Source organism: Pseudomonas bijieensis (genome assembly GCF_013347965.1).
Taxonomy (GTDB): Bacteria; Pseudomonadota; Gammaproteobacteria; order Pseudomonadales; family Pseudomonadaceae; genus Aquipseudomonas; species Aquipseudomonas bijieensis.
Map to the genome: position 1 here is coordinate 1,797,201 of NZ_CP048810.1, position 18,021 is coordinate 1,815,221.

Sequence of the window (18,021 nt, forward strand, 5' to 3'; positions counted from 1 at the left end):
CCACCGACTCAGAAGCTCGCCTTCACGGTCATGGTGAAGTTGCGTGGCTCACCGTAATAGTTACCGAAGCTCTCGGTGCCGATGGTGGTGTAGTAGCGCTTGTCGAACAGGTTGTTGCCATTGAGGGCCACCGACCAGGTGTCATCGATGCGATAGCCCACGCGACCGTTCCACACGGCATAACCGGCCTGGGTGATCTTCTCGCCGCTAACCGGCGATACGCGGAAATTGTCGCTTTGTGCATTGACCCCGGCACCGACACTGAACCGTTCCAACGCCCCGCCGAGGACATAATCGCCCCACAGACGCAGCACATGGCGCGGCACGTAGCTGTTGAACGAGCCGCCGTTGAGGCTGGTGTCGATGTCGTCGAGGGTCTTGGTCTGGGTGTAGGTGTAGCCGGCCAGCAACTGCAGGCGCTCGATGACTTCACCGCTGATCTCCGCTTCGAAACCCTGGGCGCGCACCTTGCCGGCATTCTCATAGCAGAAACCATCCGAGGACGCACAACTGGAGAAGTAGTCGGTCTGGGCCTGGTCTTTCTGCAGCGTGCGGAACAGGTTGAAAGCGCTGTTCAGGCGTCCGTCGAACCACTCGCCCTTGATCCCCAGCTCATAACTCTCGCCCACCAGGGGCTTGAGTGCCGAGCCGCTTTCGGAGCGATAGTTGCCCTGGGGCGTGAAGATATCCGAGTAGCTGGCATAGGCCGTCAGGTGCTCATTGAGGTCCAGCAACACGGCGGCAAACGGCGTGACTTGTCCCGTCTCCGTGCTCTTGGCGTGTTCCGTACCGCCGGTGAGGAACACCGAGTCGGTCTTGGAGCTGTACCAGCTCACTCGGCTGCCGACGACAAACGTCAACGGGTCCGCCAGTTTCAACCGCAGGGTCGAATACATCCCTCGCTGCTCGGTAATGGTCTTGACCGGACCACCGCGCGTCGAGTTCTCGATGAAGTAACTGTCGTCCGGTTCGGGAATATGTCGATCCGGCTCGAACACATTCTGCTTCTGTGGCAGCAGCGCCACCGAGAAGAAGTCATCCTTGTCCGAGCGGCTGGCGTTGAAACCGACAATCAACTCATGTTGCTGCCCCAGGGCGTCGAACTTGCCGTCCAGGTAGGCGTCAAGGCCGTAATCGACCTGGTCATAGTCGTACATGCTACCCAGCATGTTGGTGGTCGAGGTGCCGGGCGTTACCGAGCCCGATGCAAACGCGTATTTGATGTCCTGGGTATTTTTCGTATAGACACTGGCGACCTTTACGGCCCAGTCATCATTGAGCTGATGCTTGAGATCGCCAAACACCGTGGTCCGCTGGCTGCGCCAGGTGTTCCACGATGGGTCCAGGCAAGTGGAACGACTGAGTTTCAGATCGCTGCCGTCCCGGTAGCGCGGAAGCCCGCCCCAGCAGGGGCTTGCATCGACGTCTTCATAGGCAACGCCCACGCCTAGCGTCGTGTCGGGCGACAGATCGAAGTCCAGGGCGCCGTAATAGATCTGGTCCTTGCGCCGGGCATCGTCGTAGAAATAATGCCGACTCTGCTCGGCGATCACCGCCCTGCCCCGCACGGTGCCCGAATCATTCAGCGGGCCACCGGTATCGACCTGCCCGCGGTAATTGTCCCAGGTACCGCCCGAAAGGCTGAGCTCCGTCTGGGCAGTGGCCTGGCCGCGTTTGCGGACGAAATTGACGCCGCCGGACGTGCCACCCGCCCCCTTCATCATCCCGGCGGCACCGCGCAGCACTTCGACGCGGTCGTAATAAGCCATGTCACTGCTGAAACTGTCGGCCTGGACATAGCTGTTGCCCATGTCCAGCGGAACGCCGTCGTATTGATACTGGCCAGACATCCGGAACCCGCGGGAATAGAAATACTTGCCGCCCATGGTCGAGTCGTAGACGGTAATGCCAGGGGTCTTTTCCATGACTTGATCGATGGTATTGAGGTTCTGGTCATCGAGCATCTTGCGGGTAATCACCGTCACCGACTGCGGCGTTTCGCGCAGGGAGTGCTCGCCCTTGCCGATGGTGACCGCGCCCGTCGTGTAGGAATTGCTGTGCTCGGTGGTCGCCCCAAGCCGCTGTGCCTCGATGGTGGTTGCGTCCAGTTCCAGTGCCGAACCGCTGACCGGCACGGGGCGCAGCACGTACGTGCCGTTGGCCTGGAGGGCGGCTTGCAGGCCGCTACCAGCCAGAATGCGCGCAAAACCGTCGCCCACGCCGAAAGAGCCGCTCAGGCCGGGTGATCGCAAACCTTCGAGTTGCCGGGCATCGAACGAAATAGCGACACCGGCGGCGCTGGAGAAACGGGTCAGCACATCCACCAGGCTCGCGGCGCCGATATCGTAGGCCTGCACCGCGCGCTGCTGCGCCGCAGCCGCTGGAACCGGGCTGGCATTCACCGCCGTGGCGCCGGCGGTCGTGACCGCCAGCAAACCTATTTTCACTGCAAACACCAGACGGCCCGGCGCGCTCACCCACGTCATACTTTCCCTCCCCCAAACGGTCGATAAAAACTCACTGAGGAAGAGCCGAACGATGAGGATGAAAAGTGCAGGGGCTGGTTTTTTTATTACGCGGCATTAGCGCCGATCGCCACCGGACACCTGGACCCAGAATCGGCTGTAGCGGGTCACCCGCAGCGAAAAACCGCTTTCCAGCGCCGCCAGGGCAAGATCGGTGTTATCGACGGGAAATACACCGGAAACCTTCAAGTCGCCAATCGCCGGGTCCCAGCGCAGCACACCGGGACGGTAGCGCGACAGTTCATCCAGCAGCGCCGCCAGGGGACGGTCAATGGCGATGATGCTGCCCTTCTGCCAGGCACCGACCGACACATCGTTGCCACGCAGCGCCCCCAACGACCGCTCATTGAAATCCAGGCGCTGGCCGGCTTCGACCCGCATCCTTGAACCAGTCGCCAGCAGGCTTACCTCGACCGCTTTCTCAAGCACCGCCACTTCGCCGCCCCCCGCCTGGCTACGGACGATAAACCGCGTGCCCAGCGCAAGCACTTCGGTCGGCCCAGTGACCACCTTGAATGGACGTCGCAAGGGATCGAACGCCGTCGTCACGAGGATCTCACCCCGCAACAGCTCCAGGCGCCGCTGCTGTCCATCGAAACGCACATTGATCGAGGTGTCAGTGTTGAGCAGGACCGTGCTGCCATCGGCCAGCTGGAACTCGCGACGCTCGCCCACCGCGGTGCGGTGATCGCAAAACAGGTTCTGGGTTGCCTGGCTGCGCCAGCCCAGCCAGCCCAGGCCGCCGGCGGACGTCAGCAGCAAGGCGCTGCGCAACACCTGACGGCGGGATCGCTGGTGGGTGTCGCTCAAGGTCGGCGCCGCGAGGGCGCCCGGCACACTCGCCATCTGCTCGGCCACCGCGGCCATGCGCTGCCAGGCCTGGCCGTGCAACGGATCGGCAGCCAGCCAGGCGCGCCAATCGGCCCGGTCCGCGTCGGTCGCAATGCCGGAATGAAGCCGGGCGTACCAGCGCGCTGCCACACGGATAGCTTGCAACTCTTCGGCGGGCAGGTTCATGAAAGCTGCAATTGAATCTGCATCAGGCAGCAATGTTCCATGGCCTTGGCCATGTGGTTGTTGACCGTGCGTACGCTGACGCCCAGGCGCTCGGCAATCTGCGGGTACGTCAGGCCATCGAACTGCGACAGGATGAACGCCTGCCTGACGCGCGGCCCCAGCCCCAGGAGCAGGCGGTCGATCTCCATCAGGGCCTGGAGCAGGATCGCCTGTTCTTCCAGTGACGGGTGCTGCTCTTGCGGCATGGCCGCCAATGCTTCGAGGTAGGATTGTTCCAGCGAGCGGCGGCGAAACAGGTCGATCAGCAGCCCTTTGGCGATCATCGACAGGTACGGTCGCGGCTCGCGGATATCCAGCGCGGTGCGCGCCTTGATGACCCGCACAAACGTATCCTGGGTCAGGTCGGCGGCATCGAACGTATTGCCCAGACGCTTGCGCAACCAGCCCTGGAGCCAACTGTGATGATCACTGTACAGAACGTCGACAGCACTGCGTAGGGACAGATCGTTGGCGGGCATGGCAATGGAATAATTCGCGACTGATAATGACTCGCATTGTCATGGAGGCCATCGCCGCTTGCAACCCAAACGTGCTCGGCCGCCTTCATCCTCTGGAATCAATCAGTTGATGGAATGATTTTTCACCGTGCTTTCCACCAGGTCCAGCATCTGTCCCAGGGCCCAGGGTTTGGCAATGAACGATGCGTGGTGCTTGATTCCAGCGCTTTCCGGCGTCTCGTAACCGGACATGATCAGCAACGGTATCTGCGGCCAGCGGTCTCCGGTCAGGTTGGCCAGGTCCGCGCCGTCGATCCTGCCGGGCATGGTGATGTCGGTGAGCAGCAGGTCCACGTAGTGGGCGCTCTCTTCGAGGAACGTCAGCGCCGCATCGGCGCTTTCCCGAGGCTCCACGACGAACCCTTCCTCCTCCAGGATCTCGCAGAGGAACTCCAGGATCGTGGGATCGTCCTCCACGACGAGAATCAAACGTGTAGTCGCTTGGCCATTGCCATTTGGCATCGAATTCATGAAAGTGACTCTCCTTGACCTCATAAACCTTCTTTGCGGGATCAACCGCCTTGAAGTTATGAGCGATCCCCCTGCGAGAAATTCATTCTGCGTGCCAACTGGCCGCCGAATGTCACGCCAGCCCTCTTGGCAACGCAGCGCAACGTTTTTATCTGTATATCCATACAGATAAAACTTGCCCTGGCGCGCATCCATGACCATGCTACAGCCCCATGAAATCTGCTCAGGAAAAGGGCGCTATGCAGCTGTACCTGTGTGAAAAACCGTCCCAGGCCAAGGACATCGCCGCTGTACTCGGCGCCACGCGCCGTGGCGACGGTTGCTGGCTGGGCCCCGGCGTCACGGTCACCTGGTGCATCGGCCATCTGCTGGAAACCGCCCCGCCCGATGCCTACGATGCCCGCTACAAGCGCTGGGTCCTGGCCGACCTGCCAATCGTGCCCGCGCAATGGAAAATGACCGTCAAGCCGAAAACCGCCAGCCAGTACAAAGCGGTCAAGCGCCTGCTGGGGGAAGCGAAGGAGTTGGTCATCGCTACCGACGCCGACCGTGAAGGCGAAATGATCGCCCGGGAGCTGGTGGAACATTGCCGCTATCGCGGGCCAATCCGACGGCTATGGCTGTCGGCCCTGGACGAAGCGTCGATCCGCAAGGCCCTGGCCGCCCTCAAGCCGGGCATCGAAACCTTCAACCTGTATCACTCGGCCCTGGGCCGTTCCCGGGCCGACTGGCTGATCGGCATGAACATGAGTCGCCTGTTCACCCTGCTGGGGCGCCAGTCCGGCTACCAGGGCGTGTTGCCGGTGGGGCGCGTGCAGACCCCTACGCTGCGGCTGGTGGTGGACCGCGACCGCAGCATCGCCGACTTCGTGCCGGTCGCCTATTGGGCCATCGACGTGCAACTGAGCCACGAAGGTACGGCATTCATCGCCCAGTGGCGCGCCGATCCGGATGCCTGCGACGACCAGGAGCGCTGCCTGAACCAGGCCCTGGCCCGGGACGCCGCTCATGCCATGAGCAACGCCGCCACCGCCCGGACGCTGAAGGTACGTACCGAGCGCCTGCGCGAAGCGGCACCGTTGCCCTTCGACCTGGGCACGCTACAGGAGGTCTGCTCGAAGAAACTTGGCCTGGGTGCCCAGGAAACCCTGGACATTGCCCAGTCGCTCTACGAGACCTACAAGCTCATCACCTACCCGCGCAGCGATTGCGGTTTCCTGCCCTTGAGCCAGCACAGTGAAGCACCGGCCATCCTGGCCGCCCTCGCCCAGGCCGACCCGAGCCTGGCGCCGCTGCGCGAGCACCTGCAGCCGCAGCGCAAGTCCCGGGCCTGGAACGACGCCAAGGTCAGTGCTCACCACGGCATCATTCCCACCGCCGCCGCCAAGAACCTCGACAAGCTCGCCGGCAAACAGCGAGCGGTCTATACGCTGATTCGCGCGCGCTACCTGGCGCAGTTCCTGCCCAACCACGAATACGACCGGACCCTGGCCGACTTCGACTGTGCCGGCCAGGCGCTGCGTGCCGTGGGCAAGCAGATCGTCGAACCCGGCTGGAAACGCGCCCTGCCCGAAGCGCTGGCGCCGGCACGGGGCCGTGAAGCACCGGCACCGCAAACCCTGCCGGCATTGGCCGAAGGTCGCGATTGCGCGGTGGATGAGGTGAAACCCAAGGACCTGTGGACCCAACCCCCCAAGCCCTTCACCGAAGGCGACTTGATCAAGGCAATGAAGAACGTCGCCAAACTGGTGGAGGATCCGCTGCTCAAGCAAAAGCTCAAGGACACCACCGGCATCGGCACCGAAGCGACCCGGGCCTCGATCATCCAGGGGCTGCTCGACCGCGGTTACCTGGTGAAAAACGGCAAGGCCTTGTCCGCGACCCCGGCGGCGTTCAGCCTGATCGACGCCGTGCCCCGGGCCATCGCCGACCCGGGCACCACCGCCATCTGGGAACAGGCGCTGGACATGGTGCAAAGCGGGGAAATGAGCCTGGAAGAATTCGTGACCCGGCAAGCCGCCTGGATGAGCAAGCATGTCGCCCGCTGCCAGGGCATGAGCCTGACCATCAACGGCCCGGCCAGCCCCGCCGGGCGCGGCGCAACGCCGTGGAAGAACAAGCGCAAGCCAGCCAAGCGCAAGACAGGCGGCGCACCGCGCAAGGCGACTAAAGCCAAAGCGACCTGATGAATACGTGTTCGCCGTGTCGCCCTGTGGGAGCGAGCCTGCTCGCGATAGCGTTACTTGAATCACCTTGGATATCGACTGGTACACCGTCATCGCGAGCAGGCTCGCTCCCACAGGGATATCTGCCCTGAGCCAGAATTCTCATAACAAAACCATTTTGTCCGACAATATGTAGTGACCAAAAATAATCACTACAAAACCGTTGACGCCTCCGATTTGCCCTTGCATGATGCAGACGTCTCCCCGATCGGGAGTACAGGCAACTGTTTGAGCAAGCTCGTCTGACCGCCGAGCTGTTTTTTGGATAAGGGACTGCCCACAAGGCAGATTGAAGGTGCTGACCTGGCATGACCGTCCGGTAACAAGGACGAGAAACGTCGGCGAAGATCCTCATGACGCACGTGGTCGACCCTCGAAAGTTGACACTGGCTGAAGATTCTTCGCTGTTTCTCTTCGTTGTAGCGCATTTGCGTAGCGGCCCTTCGATAAACACTACACAACCGATGCATGACCCCGCCGAAGTTCGACGGACGAATGCTGACGACCTGGTTTCGGTATCAGGTGCCACTTACCGAGAAGCGAAGTTTTTGCGAACCACCAGACAGATCAACCAAATGGTCAAGGGGCTTACACATGAATCTGAATAATCAACCATCTATTGATGAACTGGCTCGCATGTTCGCAGCGCACAAGGACACTCTCGACAGCCATATCCTGTGGATCAGCAAGACTGGCCAGGTGCATATGGACTGCCTGTCTCCCTATACCCAGGAAGACGAGTTCGATAAGAACACACAAGACCTGTGTGCCCGGCTGAAGATGTACCGTCGCGGCCAGGGTTACGTCGGCAAGAAGGCCGCTGCGGACAAGGACTTCATGGGACGCGTCCTGCAGACGCTGACCCAGGCCTGGGAGTCGATGCAGAACACCTCGCAAGTGCGAGTCATCGACCGCCTCTGCTGATTGCACATGAATGAAACAGGGCCCGCTCCTCAACCAGGAGCGGGCCCTTTTTCGTGATGCTTAGAACACTGACCAGCCGATCCGCTGGCTCATCAACTCCAGCGCCGCCATGCCGGCCAGGGAGTTACCGGCGGCGTTGAGTTCCGGCGACCACACGCACACCGTGAACCGCCCTGGTACCACCGCGACGATCCCGCCGCCAACACCGCTCTTGCCCGGCAAGCCGACGCGATAAGCGAAATTGCCGGCCTCATCGTACAAGCCGCTGGTGGCCATGATGGAGTTGACCTGCTGGGTCTGCCGAGCGCTGAGAATTTGTTCGCCGCTGTGCTTGCAGAACCCATCGTTGGCCAGGAAACAGAAAGCCCGTGCCAGGTCGATGCAACTCATCCGCAGGGCACAGTGGCTGAAATAACTGCGCAACACCGCTTCCACGTCGTTCTCGAAGTTACCGAACGATTGCATCAGGTACGCCATTGCCGCGTTCCGGGCGCGGTGCTGGTATTCCGACTCGGCGACCTTGCCATCCACCATCACCTGCGGGTTGCCCGACAGCCGCCGTACGAAATCGCGCATCGACAGCGCCGGCGCGGCGAAACGCGACTGGTTGATATCGCAGATAACCAAGGCGCCAGCGTTGATGAACGGGTTGCGCGGCCGACCGCGTTCGAATTCCAGTTGCACCAGGGAGTTGAAAGGTTGGCCGGATGGCTCATGGCCCAGGCGTTCCCAGATCGCTTCGCCGGAATGCCCGATGGCCTGCACCAGGCTGAACACCTTGGAAATACTCTGCACCGAAAACGCTGTTTCGGCGTCGCCAGCGCAATACATCTCGCCGTCGTTGCCATACACGGCAATACCCAACTGGTTGGGCGCCACAGTGCCCAGGGCCGGGATATAGTCGGCCACCTTGCCCTGACCAATCAGGGGGCGAACCGCATCAAGGATCTCGTTCAACAGTACTTGCATATGCGCGGGGTCCAGTCATTCCCCGTTCGAGTGCGGGGATACAGACGCTAGACGCTGGTAGGCGGGATCAGAGCACACTGATTATCAAGCTTCAGGCACACAACCCTGTAGCAAGGGAGCTGTGGGTGCAGACTTTGTGGGAGCAAGGCTTGCCCGCGATGAAGATGACATGGTCTATCTGGAACCGAGTCGCCTGCTTCGCGGGCAAGCCTTGCTCCCACAGGGTGTGGGCGTTTTCATGGGCGCTTGTCGTCGAATCGAGCGGTCTATAGTTCAAAGGATCAATCGGCAGGAGTAGACGATGCGACAGATCATGCAAAAAGAACCTTGGTGGGCCTCGCCACCCAAGCCCGGGCAGGATGAAAGCGAGCTGGAATGGGGCTGGCTGGTAATCTACAGCGAAGGCGAGCCGCGCTTCGAATTCATCAAGGAGCGCCCATCGGACGAGCAGATCCGCCAACGCAAAGGTTGTCGCGTCACCCTTGGCTCAGAATGAGCCGGCCCGTCACGGCTTGATGTCTGGCAATGCCACCGCTCGATTGGCCAGGTCCGCCTCCACCAGGCTGCCTTCTATTTCTTCGTCCAGGTAATACACCGGTGCCATCACCCCGCTGAGGGGATGCTTGAGTGACTTGAACCACGCCTCATCGAACGCAGCGCTCAGGCTTTTGCGGATCTGCGCCTCCATTTCCGGCCGCTCGCCCTCGTGAATGATCGCGCGAATACCCGCCACGCCCACCGAAATCAATGCCCCGGCCGCTTTCCCTGCCACGGCCGCCGCCGCGCCAGTCGCGCCTCGCGTGGCAAATTGCGCCTCGATTTTTTCGCTGGTGCGTTGCGCCACCGTTGCAATCACCGCCTCTGATGGCCCGGCACCTGTGGTAGCGGCCTTGTTGACGTGATCGATCAGGGCCGCATAAGCCGGCAGTGTGTTCAGCGGTTCGGCATGAATCACCTCGTACAACGAAGCGTTACGCGCCGCCGGCGGCCCCAGGTTGATAGCAGGAATACCGTGCAGGCGCCGATTCATCAGTTCGTTCGGGATTCGATGCCGCTGGGCGACAACCTGGACCTGTTGATTGAGCTGGCGAATGTAGTAGTCCGTCGCGGCGGCCCTGATCGCCTCGGGATCAATTTCCATCGCCACGGGTTCCAGCACCTGCTCGCGATATTGCTCTTGCAGGTAAACCGCCAGACGCCTGGCTGAGGAATCCTCCTCGCCCTTGGCACTGGCGGCATACCAACTGACCTTCACCGCCAGCCATTCCTGAGTCCAGTAGCTGCTGAACCAGGGGATGAATTGAGCCTCGGTGCGTTCATAGACCAACACACGCCAATGCTCCATCGACCCGCGAGCGTAGAGGGCTGCCTGTTCGATAGCGCTTTTCGAAGCCGCGATGATCTGCTGGTCAACCTGTCGCCAAGTCTCCTGGGAGATGGCTACCGTGGCCGCCTGTTGACCGCGCTGTGGCGTGGCGCACCCCGCCAGAACGAGCACAATGGCCAACATCAGCGCACGCAGCACAGTCGCGCTACTCCGGGTTCAGGTCATCTACCGGTTGAGTATAGGTCGCGAGAAACAGGGATCCGGGGTAGACACACAAAACCAATGTGGGAGCGAGCTTGCTCGCTCCCACAGGATGTAATCCAGCAGGTATTTGGCTGGCCTTCAACCCAACGCCGTGTCTAGAAACATCATCACCGCAAACCCCATCATCAACCCCAAGGTGGCCGGTGTTTCATGGCCGTTGCGGTGGGTTTCGGGAATCACTTCGTGGGACACCACGAAGATCATCGCCCCGGCCGCCAGGCCCAGGCTGATGGGATAGGCCACGGCCACACCCGAAGACATGCCCAGGCCAATCACCGACCCCAAAGGCTCCATCAACCCCGAGCCCACGGCAATCAGCGCGGCACGCAAGGTACTGATGCCGGTGACCCGCAGCGCCATGGCAATGGCGAGGCCTTCGGGAATGTCCTGGATGGCAATGGCGGTGGTCAGGGGCAAGCCGACCTTGAAATCGCCGTCGGCAAAACTGACGCCGATGGCCATACCTTCTGGCAAGTTATGCAAGGTGATGGCGAGTACGAACAACCAGACACGATTGATGCGTTCGACTTGCGGACCGCGCCGGCCACTCAACTCGTGCTCGTGGGGGACGAAACGGTCGAGGCCGATCATCAAGGCGACGCCCAGCCCCAATCCCACCACGACGACAAACGCGGCAAGCAACTGATTGCCGCAAATGACCTGTGCCGCCTCGATCCCCGGCAAAATCAGTGAGAAGGAACTGGCGGCGAGCATCATGCCCGCGGCGAACCCCAGCATGATGTCCTGGGTACGGGAGGAGATATCCCGCAATACCACCGCCATCACAGCCCCCAATGCGGTGGCGGCGAAGCCGGACGTGCCGCCGAGTACCGCATACCCCAGGTTTTGCCGATCAGCCCCAACCAGTGCGTTGTAGCCGCTGTAGAGCAACAACACGGCAACCAACGCCAACCCCAGCCAGAAGGTTACCCCTAGCACCAGATTGTTTTGCACAGGATCCAGCCAGGTACGCCAGGGCGATCGGATCCGGGAAGTGGGCTGGTCCATTGAAAGTCCTTAACTGGTTGAGCGGGCAAACAGAATTCTCAGGCGAGGGAGCCGAGCCCCCTCGCCGGTTTCCTACAGTTTGTCACCTTGCATCCCTGAACCCAAGTCGGCGCCGGTGGTGGGGTCGCTATCGGGGTTGGACATGGTCCGCGCCTTCATGTCCATCAACAGCGCTTCGTCTTTTTTACTCAACTGGACGCTGGCCAGTCCATCGCCACCGTCCACCGCTGGCGTTGGATTCTCCACGAACTCCCAGTCGTCGCCCTGGTTCCATGGACCGCGCACGGTAGGTTCGCCCTGGGACATGTTGAAATACACATGACTGAATTCCGGCATACCCGGCAATTTGCCTTGCGGGAAATTGGGCTGGATCGAGTGCAAGGCTTTTTCGAACGACAACTGATGCGCGATTTCACGGGTCATCAAAAAGCCGAGCGCTTCTTTTACCCCGGGATCATCGGTGAGGTTCATCAACCGTTCATAGATGATTTTCGCCCGGGCCTCAGCAGCAATGTTCGAGCGCATGTCCGCCGTTGGTTCGCCGATGGTGTCGACATAGGCGGCAGTCCAGGGCACACCGGCGGAGTTGGTCAGCGGCGAGCCGGCGCCATACAAGAGGCTGGTGATGTGCGAGTCATTACCGGCACCGTTGATGTCCCGGTACAACTGCCCCTCCTTCTCCACGCCTTCAGCCATTCTGCCCTTGGCACCCTTGTTCAACATCACGATGATCGAACCGATCACCTCCAGATGACTGAGCTCTTCGGTGGCAATGTCCATCAGCAAATCCTTGCGACCTGGATCGTCCTCGGACAAGGCCTGGGTGAAATAACGCGATGCCGCCGCCAATTCCCCTTGGGCCCCGCCGAACTGCTCGAGCAGCAGATTGGCGAGTCCGGGATTGGGCTCAGCGACACGCACGGTGTACTGCAATCGTTTGTTATGTAGAAACATGATTGAACTCCTCGTTCAGGTACACGGCATGAGAACACTGCCGACGGCAGGCCCATGAAAGTCTGAAGAAATTAAATGAATAAAATTTAGTTTTTATTCAAAACAGAAGACGAGTGGCTTATTGCAACGCAAGCACACGCACTTATTTTTCAAACAATAAATCCATCAGCGAAGTCGGGCATGAATACCCGACTTAATATCACCGCCGAAACAGGTCCCAGCCCAATCGCACGGGACCTGCGAGACTACGAAACATTAGGAATTACGACCGCCACCGCGGCTGTTTTCACCGCCTTTCCTGCCGGCTTCGGAGGCTTTTTCCCGGTCGTTGGCAAAGTTGCCACCCGAGGCCTGGCCACCTTTTCGGCCAGCTTCAGAAGCCCGTTCTGGGTCGTTGGCAAAGTTACCCCCCGAGGCTTGCCCGCCTTTGCGTCCGGCTTCTGCGGCGCGCTGCGGGTCGTTGGCAAAATTGCCGCCAGAGGCCTGGCCACCCTTGCGTCCAGCCTCGGAAGCGCGCTCAGGATTGTTGGCAAAATTGCCTCCTGATGCTTGGCCGCCCTTTTTCCCGGCTTCCGATGCCTTCTCACGATCGTTAGCGAAATTGCCAGGGTTGTTATTACCTGTGTTAGCCATTTCATTCACCTCGTTTAGTTGATATCAACGAGTCTCGTTGACTCGTCTTATTCGGAAAACATGACGCCACCAAGGTTTTAAGAGAACGTGTCAAACGGCGACGAATGGTCAATACTTCTATTTGCACCGAAGCCTTGATAGTTATTGCAACAGGCTATTAAACAAGCGGCGACCGATTAACAGCCTTAACACTAAAACTTCATCCAACGAAAAACCCACATGGTTCCACGGAAAAAACAGTGCGTGTCTTTCCACGCTGTCCGCCAAAGGCCGGGTGCCGCCAGCACCCCATTGCACCGGTCTCGTCACCCTGGCCTCGCGCCGTTCCAGGAAGCCAAAACTCGCGGGCTGCCGGTGTTGTTCTGCACCACCACACTGACCGGCTTGCGGTGTCCGGATCCCCTGTCGCCGAGACCCGGATTCAAGAATGCTCAGGGTGAAATCGGATCGCTCGCCGGAAAGGTTTCCTCCAGTGCATCATCCAGTTGATTGTCAGTGATATCGCGCTCACCGACCTTGCCGCTGCGCTCGCAATGGCAGTCCGGTGCCGGACACGGTTCACCGTTGGGGTGCTGTTCGGCGCAGGCCTGGCTGCAATAAGCCTCGCCGTCGTGATTGAAGACCCGCTGTGGATCGACATCACAATGACAATCGGGACAGCCACACTTTAATTCGCTCATGTCTTTCTCCTGAATGGATCGACGTTGCGTTCAAGAGGACCCCGCCAGCAACTGCACCTCCAGATTTGCCGCCGCCACACCGTGATTCGCTACATAGACGTCAGCGGTCCAACCCTTGGTCAAGTTGCGATAGGACTGGGTGCCCAGGGCGGTGCCGCTGTCCCACGCGATGACATCACCAATATCGATGTCATTGGCCGAACTCAGCTCGAAAACGGTATGGCCATCCTCCTGGTCCACATACACGCCCACCATCGCACTCTGACGATTGATGGCGCGTACTTCACCGGTGGTCCGCTCGTCTTTCTCCTTTTTCGGCAGCGCCCCAGGTGTCCGCAAATAAGCGTCCGAATGCTCTTTCATGCTCAGCGCTTAGCCTCGGTATGCGGACTGGCCGAGCGTTCGAGGAACGCCTGGGTGATCTCCGGCAGGTGTTCGCGCAACCACTCGGCCATGGCGATTTCCTGGGGCAGGATCTGTTCGCAGGCCCGTTGTGTTTCCACATCGCCGGCCACTTTCGCTGCCTCGATCAGCACGGTGTAGGAGGCGATTTCGAGGTTCTCGAACACATAGCCACTCATGGCGCCCTTGACCACTTCGTCACTCATCGTCATGCCACCGACCGCCTGGCCGAAGGCCATGAGCTTGGCGGCCAGGTCCTTGAGCGTCGAGGTACTCCCGCCCAGGCGCTTTATGCATTGCTCCACCAACTTTTGCTGGCCGAGGGTTTCTTGCAAGTGCTCCTCGATCCGGGCCTTGAGCGCTGGATAATGTTCGAGGCGTTCCGCTTGGGCCTTGAGCATTTTTTCCGCTTGTTGCTCCATGGCATGGGCATCGTTGAGCCAGTCCAGCAGGTTCTCTTTTGGCGTTGCCATTCCCTTCTCCTTAGCCGTGGTCGCCACTGCATCGCAGCGCGACGATTCTGAGGTACCGCACATAGAAGTGGATGTCGCCGGGCCGGGGAAAGTTTGAAGCAACCGTCGCGCTGAGCGACGAAAGGCGTCAGCGCGCTTTCCCTGGACAACCGCAGTGCTAACCTCAACGGTTCCAGGCCAGCGGAGACAACCACATGCCCGACGATCTTCACCGTGAACCGATCGATCAGTTGCGAGAGCACATGGCCGGGCGCCATTTCCTGGTCCTCACTGGCCCCGGTATCAGCACACCATCGGGCATCCCCGATTACCGCGACAGCGACGGTGTACGCCGGGGTCGACAACCCATGATGTACCAGGAGTTCCTCGCCAAACCCGAGGCGCGGCGACGCTATTGGGCGCGGGCAATGCTGGGCTGGCCACGGGTGCGACAAGCACGGCCGAATGCAGCCCACGAGGCCTTGGCGGCGCTACAGGCCGAACAGCGCATCAGTGGTCTGATCACCCAGAACGTCGACACATTGCACGACCAGGCCGGCAGCCAGGACGTGATCGAACTCCACGGCAGCCTGCACCGTGTGCTCTGCCTGGATTGTGAGCAGCGCAGCGAACGGCAGCAGATCCAATTGTTGATGGAAGCGCAAAATCCCTATCTGGCCGGAGTCGATGCAGTGCAGGCTCCGGACGGCGACACCCTGCTGGACCCGACGTTCGAGGCGCGCTTCCAGGTACCCCACTGCCCCCACTGCGGCGGCGAGCGGTTGAAGCCCGACGTGGTGTTTTTCGGCGAGAATGTTGCTGCCGCCACCGCCGCGCGCGCCACCCGGGCCGTCGAGGAAGCGGAAGGCCTGCTGGTGGTGGGCTCGTCGTTGATGGCCTGGTCGGCGTTTCGCCTGTGCCGGGCGATCAAGGACCAGGGCAAGCCGCTGCTGGCGATCAACCGGGGCAGGACCCGGGCTGATGAGTTGCTGGATCTCAAGCTTGAAGAACCGTGTGAACAGTTGTTGCCGTTGCTGGCACACCACCCGTTCTAGCGAACACCCCAAATCCACTGTGGGAGCGAGCCTGCTCGCGATAGCGGTATTTCAGCGTGCATCTATGTTGAATGTGCCACCGCATCGCGAGCAGGCTCGCTCCCCCCAGGAGTCAGTCAATCTGCGCCGAGTCCTGATCCCTGAGCGTATCGAACAACGCCTGCGCCGCCGCCGACAATTCATGCCCCGGCTTGGTCAGTACCCCGATGGCCCGTTCGATCACCGGATCGCTCAAGGTGATGCAACGGGCGCCCAGCTCGTGCATCTGGCCGACGCACAACGCTGGTACCGCACTGACCCCCCAACCCGCTGGCGACCATCCGCCCGACTGTCGCCAGCTGATGGCTCTCGAACTCCACGGGCAGCTTCATTCCCCGAGCCTGCAGATGCTCTTCCAGCATCACCCGTACGGTGGATGGGCGTTGCAGCGTGATGAATGGTTGCTCCAGCAGAGTCTCCCAGTGGATTTCGTCGCGCTGGGCAAGCGGTGAGTCCTGCGGCACCACCGCGACGAAGCGATCGAGATACAAGGGCGTGAACGCCAATGACGAACCCTGCATCGGTTCGAACGCCACGCCCAATTCGACATGCCGGTCACGGACCATTTCCAGCACCTGTTCGTTGATCACGTCGTTGACCGTGACATTGACATTCGGATAACGGGCGCGGAAGGTCTTGAGGATCGGTGGCAACAGGTTGCCGGCAAACGACGGCATCGCCGCCAACGTCACGCGACCACGCTGCAAGGTGAAGCGCTGGCGCATTTCGTCCTCGGCATTGTCCCAGTCGGCGATCAGCCGCCGGGCCAGGGGCAACAAGGATTCGCCTTCAGGGGTCAGTGCGACGTTACGGGTATTGCGACTGAACAAGCGTCCGCCCAGGCCTTCTTCCAAGGCCTTGATGGTAAGGCTCAGGGCTGACTGGGACAGATGCAATCGCTCGCAAGCCACGGCGAAACTCAGGCTCTGGGCCACGGCGAGGAAGGCGCGGACTTGCTTAAGGGTCATGGGCGCTCGGTGTCCGGTTGTGTCGAAGGGAGAACTATTGAGTTTTATCAATCAATCCAATCTAAAAATCAACTTAACAAATATATGAGTTGGCGCAACACTGCATCTCATTGCGACCCCATCAAGAATAAAAGAGGTGTCTATGGCAGGTTTCGACAAACGCGTGAGTTCCTATGAAGAGGCGCTGAAAGGCTTGAAGGACGGCATGACCGTCATCGCCGGCGGCTTCGGCCTCTGCGGTATCCCGGAAAACCTGATCGCCGAGATCAAGCGCAAGGGCATCCGCGACCTCACCGTGGTCTCCAACAACTGTGGCGTCGACGGTTTCGGCCTCGGCGTGCTGCTGGAAGACCGGCAGATCCGCAAGGTGGTGGCCTCCTACGTGGGCGAAAACGCCCTCTTCGAGAAGCAACTGCTGAGCGGCGAAATCGAAGTCGTACTCACCCCCCAAGGCACCCTCGCCGAAAAAATGCGCGCCGGTGGCGCCGGCATCCCGGCCTTCTTCACCGCCACCGGCGTCGGCACGCCAGTGGCCGAAGGCAAGGAAGTGCGTGAATTCCATGGCCGCCAGTACCTGATGGAAGAATCCATCACCGGCGATTTCGCCATCGTCAAAGGCTGGAAAGCCGACCATTTCGGCAACGTGATCTATCGCCACACCGCCCAGAACTTCAACCCGCTGGCCGCCACGGCGGGCAAGATCACCGTGGTGGAAGTCGAAGAAATCGTCGAACCCGGCGAGCTGGACCCGACACAGATCCACACCCCTGGCATCTACGTCGACCGGGTCATTTGCGGCACATTCGAGAAGCGCATCGAACAGCGCACCGTGCGTAAGTGATCCCCTGCCCCCGGCCCGAATGAAGGAATAACAACATGGCACTTTCCCGCGAACAAATGGCTCAGCGCGTCGCCCGCGAAATGCAGGACGGCTACTACGTGAACCTGGGCATCGGCATTCCGACCCTGGTCGCCAACTACATCCCCGAAGGCATGGAAGTCATGCTGCAATCGGAAAACGGCTTGCTTGGCATGGGCGCGTTTCCCACCGAAGCCGAAGTCGACGCCGACATGATCAACGCCGGCAAGCAGACCGTCACCGCGCGCATCGGCGCGTCGATCTTCTCTTCGGCCGAATCGTTTGCCATGATCCGTGGCGGCCACATCGACCTGACCGTGCTCGGCGCGTTCGAAGTGGATGTGGAAGGCAACATTGCCTCGTGGATGATCCCCGGCAAGCTGGTCAAGGGCATGGGCGGCGCGATGGACCTGGTGGCCGGCGCCGAGAACATCATCGTTACCATGACCCACGCGTCCAAGGACGGCGAGTCGAAACTGCTGCCACGTTGCAGCCTGCCGCTGACGGGCGCCGGTTGCATCAAGCGCGTGCTGACCGACTTGGCCTACCTGGAAATCCAGGACGGCGCCTTCATCCTGAAAGAACGTGCCCCGGGCGTCAGCGTCGAGGAAATCGTCGCCAAGACCGCCGGCAAATTGATCGTGCCGGACCATGTGCCTGAAATGCAGTTCGCTGCCCAGTGAGGAGAGATT

18 protein-coding genes and 1 pseudogene are annotated in these 18,021 nt (G+C 60.6%); 6 read left to right on the forward strand and 13 right to left on the reverse strand.

Annotated features, from left to right (window positions below):
- Positions 1-8: 8 nt before the first annotated feature.
- From GN234_RS07565 to GN234_RS07580, 4 genes are all read right to left on the reverse strand, one after another.
- Complete coding sequence (locus GN234_RS07565; RefSeq protein ID WP_116831976.1) at positions 9-2,486, reverse strand: TonB-dependent siderophore receptor; 2,478 nt, start codon at positions 2,484-2,486, stop codon at positions 9-11.
- A 96-nt stretch (positions 2,487-2,582) separates the two neighbouring features.
- On the reverse strand, positions 2,583-3,542 hold the full coding sequence (locus GN234_RS07570; protein ID WP_163854494.1) for a FecR domain-containing protein: 960 nt from the start codon (positions 3,540-3,542) through the stop codon (positions 2,583-2,585).
- A complete protein-coding gene (locus GN234_RS07575) occupies positions 3,539-4,060 on the reverse strand; it encodes a sigma-70 family RNA polymerase sigma factor (protein WP_053123338.1) in 522 nt (173 codons plus the stop codon). The genes GN234_RS07570 and GN234_RS07575 overlap by 4 nt, the downstream gene beginning before the upstream one ends.
- A gap of 102 nt (positions 4,061-4,162) precedes the next feature.
- A complete protein-coding gene (locus tag GN234_RS07580; RefSeq protein ID WP_109751756.1) occupies positions 4,163-4,570 on the reverse strand; it encodes a response regulator in 408 nt (135 codons plus the stop codon).
- 239 nt (positions 4,571-4,809) lie between these two features.
- Here GN234_RS07580 and GN234_RS07585 point away from each other — a divergent pair, with 239 nt between their 5' ends.
- On the forward strand, positions 4,810-6,756 hold the full coding sequence (locus GN234_RS07585) for a DNA topoisomerase III (protein ID WP_176688199.1): 1,947 nt from the start codon (positions 4,810-4,812) through the stop codon (positions 6,754-6,756).
- Between the two features lie 633 nt (positions 6,757-7,389).
- Positions 7,390-7,719 (forward strand): hypothetical protein, encoded by a 330-nt coding sequence (locus GN234_RS07590; RefSeq protein ID WP_109751754.1) that lies wholly within the window; start codon positions 7,390-7,392, stop codon positions 7,717-7,719.
- A gap of 60 nt (positions 7,720-7,779) precedes the next feature.
- Here GN234_RS07590 and glsB read toward each other — a convergent pair whose 3' ends face one another.
- Positions 7,780-8,688 carry a glutaminase B gene (gene glsB / locus GN234_RS07595; protein WP_109751753.1) on the reverse strand — a complete coding sequence of 303 codons (909 nt, stop codon included), beginning with the start codon at positions 8,686-8,688 and terminating at the stop codon, positions 7,780-7,782.
- Between the two features lie 301 nt (positions 8,689-8,989).
- Here glsB and GN234_RS07600 point away from each other — a divergent pair, with 301 nt between their 5' ends.
- Positions 8,990-9,184, forward strand: coding sequence for a hypothetical protein (locus GN234_RS07600; RefSeq protein ID WP_003200134.1), 195 nt, complete (start codon positions 8,990-8,992; stop codon positions 9,182-9,184).
- Between the two features lie 9 nt (positions 9,185-9,193).
- Here the strand turns inward: GN234_RS07600 and GN234_RS07605 are convergent, their stop codons facing one another.
- From GN234_RS07605 to GN234_RS07635, 7 genes are all read right to left on the reverse strand, one after another.
- Positions 9,194-10,213, reverse strand: coding sequence for a hypothetical protein (locus tag GN234_RS07605; protein WP_176688200.1), 1,020 nt, complete (start codon positions 10,211-10,213; stop codon positions 9,194-9,196).
- Positions 10,214-10,357: 144 nt separating this feature from the next.
- Positions 10,358-11,287, reverse strand: a complete 930-nt coding sequence (locus tag GN234_RS07610; RefSeq protein ID WP_116831971.1) for a ZIP family metal transporter — start codon at positions 11,285-11,287, stop codon at positions 10,358-10,360.
- Positions 11,288-11,359: 72 nt separating this feature from the next.
- Positions 11,360-12,241: a manganese catalase family protein gene (locus GN234_RS07615; RefSeq protein ID WP_109751750.1), complete on the reverse strand. Its 882-nt coding sequence runs from the start codon at positions 12,239-12,241 to the stop codon at positions 11,360-11,362.
- 255 nt (positions 12,242-12,496) lie between these two features.
- A complete protein-coding gene (locus GN234_RS07620; RefSeq protein WP_116831970.1) occupies positions 12,497-12,874 on the reverse strand; it encodes a con-10 family general stress protein in 378 nt (125 codons plus the stop codon).
- Positions 12,875-13,305: 431 nt separating this feature from the next.
- A complete protein-coding gene (locus GN234_RS07625) occupies positions 13,306-13,554 on the reverse strand; it encodes a metallothionein (protein ID WP_116831969.1) in 249 nt (82 codons plus the stop codon).
- Between the two features lie 30 nt (positions 13,555-13,584).
- Positions 13,585-13,917, reverse strand: a complete 333-nt coding sequence (locus tag GN234_RS07630) for a hypothetical protein (protein WP_176688201.1) — start codon at positions 13,915-13,917, stop codon at positions 13,585-13,587.
- 2 nt (positions 13,918-13,919) lie between these two features.
- A complete protein-coding gene (locus GN234_RS07635) occupies positions 13,920-14,429 on the reverse strand; it encodes a ferritin-like domain-containing protein (RefSeq protein ID WP_116831968.1) in 510 nt (169 codons plus the stop codon).
- 194 nt (positions 14,430-14,623) lie between these two features.
- Between GN234_RS07635 and GN234_RS07640 the strand changes: the two genes are divergently transcribed.
- A complete protein-coding gene (locus GN234_RS07640) occupies positions 14,624-15,463 on the forward strand; it encodes an NAD-dependent protein deacetylase (protein ID WP_176688202.1) in 840 nt (279 codons plus the stop codon).
- Between the two features lie 112 nt (positions 15,464-15,575).
- On the opposite strand, the pseudogene GN234_RS07645 reads toward GN234_RS07640, so the two are convergent.
- A pseudogene (locus GN234_RS07645) lies at positions 15,576-16,470 on the reverse strand (LysR substrate-binding domain-containing protein).
- 142 nt (positions 16,471-16,612) lie between these two features.
- Between GN234_RS07645 and GN234_RS07650 the strand changes: the two are divergent.
- Both GN234_RS07650 and GN234_RS07655 read left to right on the forward strand, forming a co-directional pair.
- Complete coding sequence (locus tag GN234_RS07650; protein ID WP_176688203.1) at positions 16,613-17,311, forward strand: CoA transferase subunit A; 699 nt, start codon at positions 16,613-16,615, stop codon at positions 17,309-17,311.
- Positions 17,312-17,346: 35 nt separating this feature from the next.
- Complete coding sequence (locus GN234_RS07655; RefSeq protein WP_003180355.1) at positions 17,347-18,012, forward strand: CoA transferase subunit B; 666 nt, start codon at positions 17,347-17,349, stop codon at positions 18,010-18,012.
- The last annotated feature ends 9 nt before the right edge of the window (positions 18,013-18,021 follow it).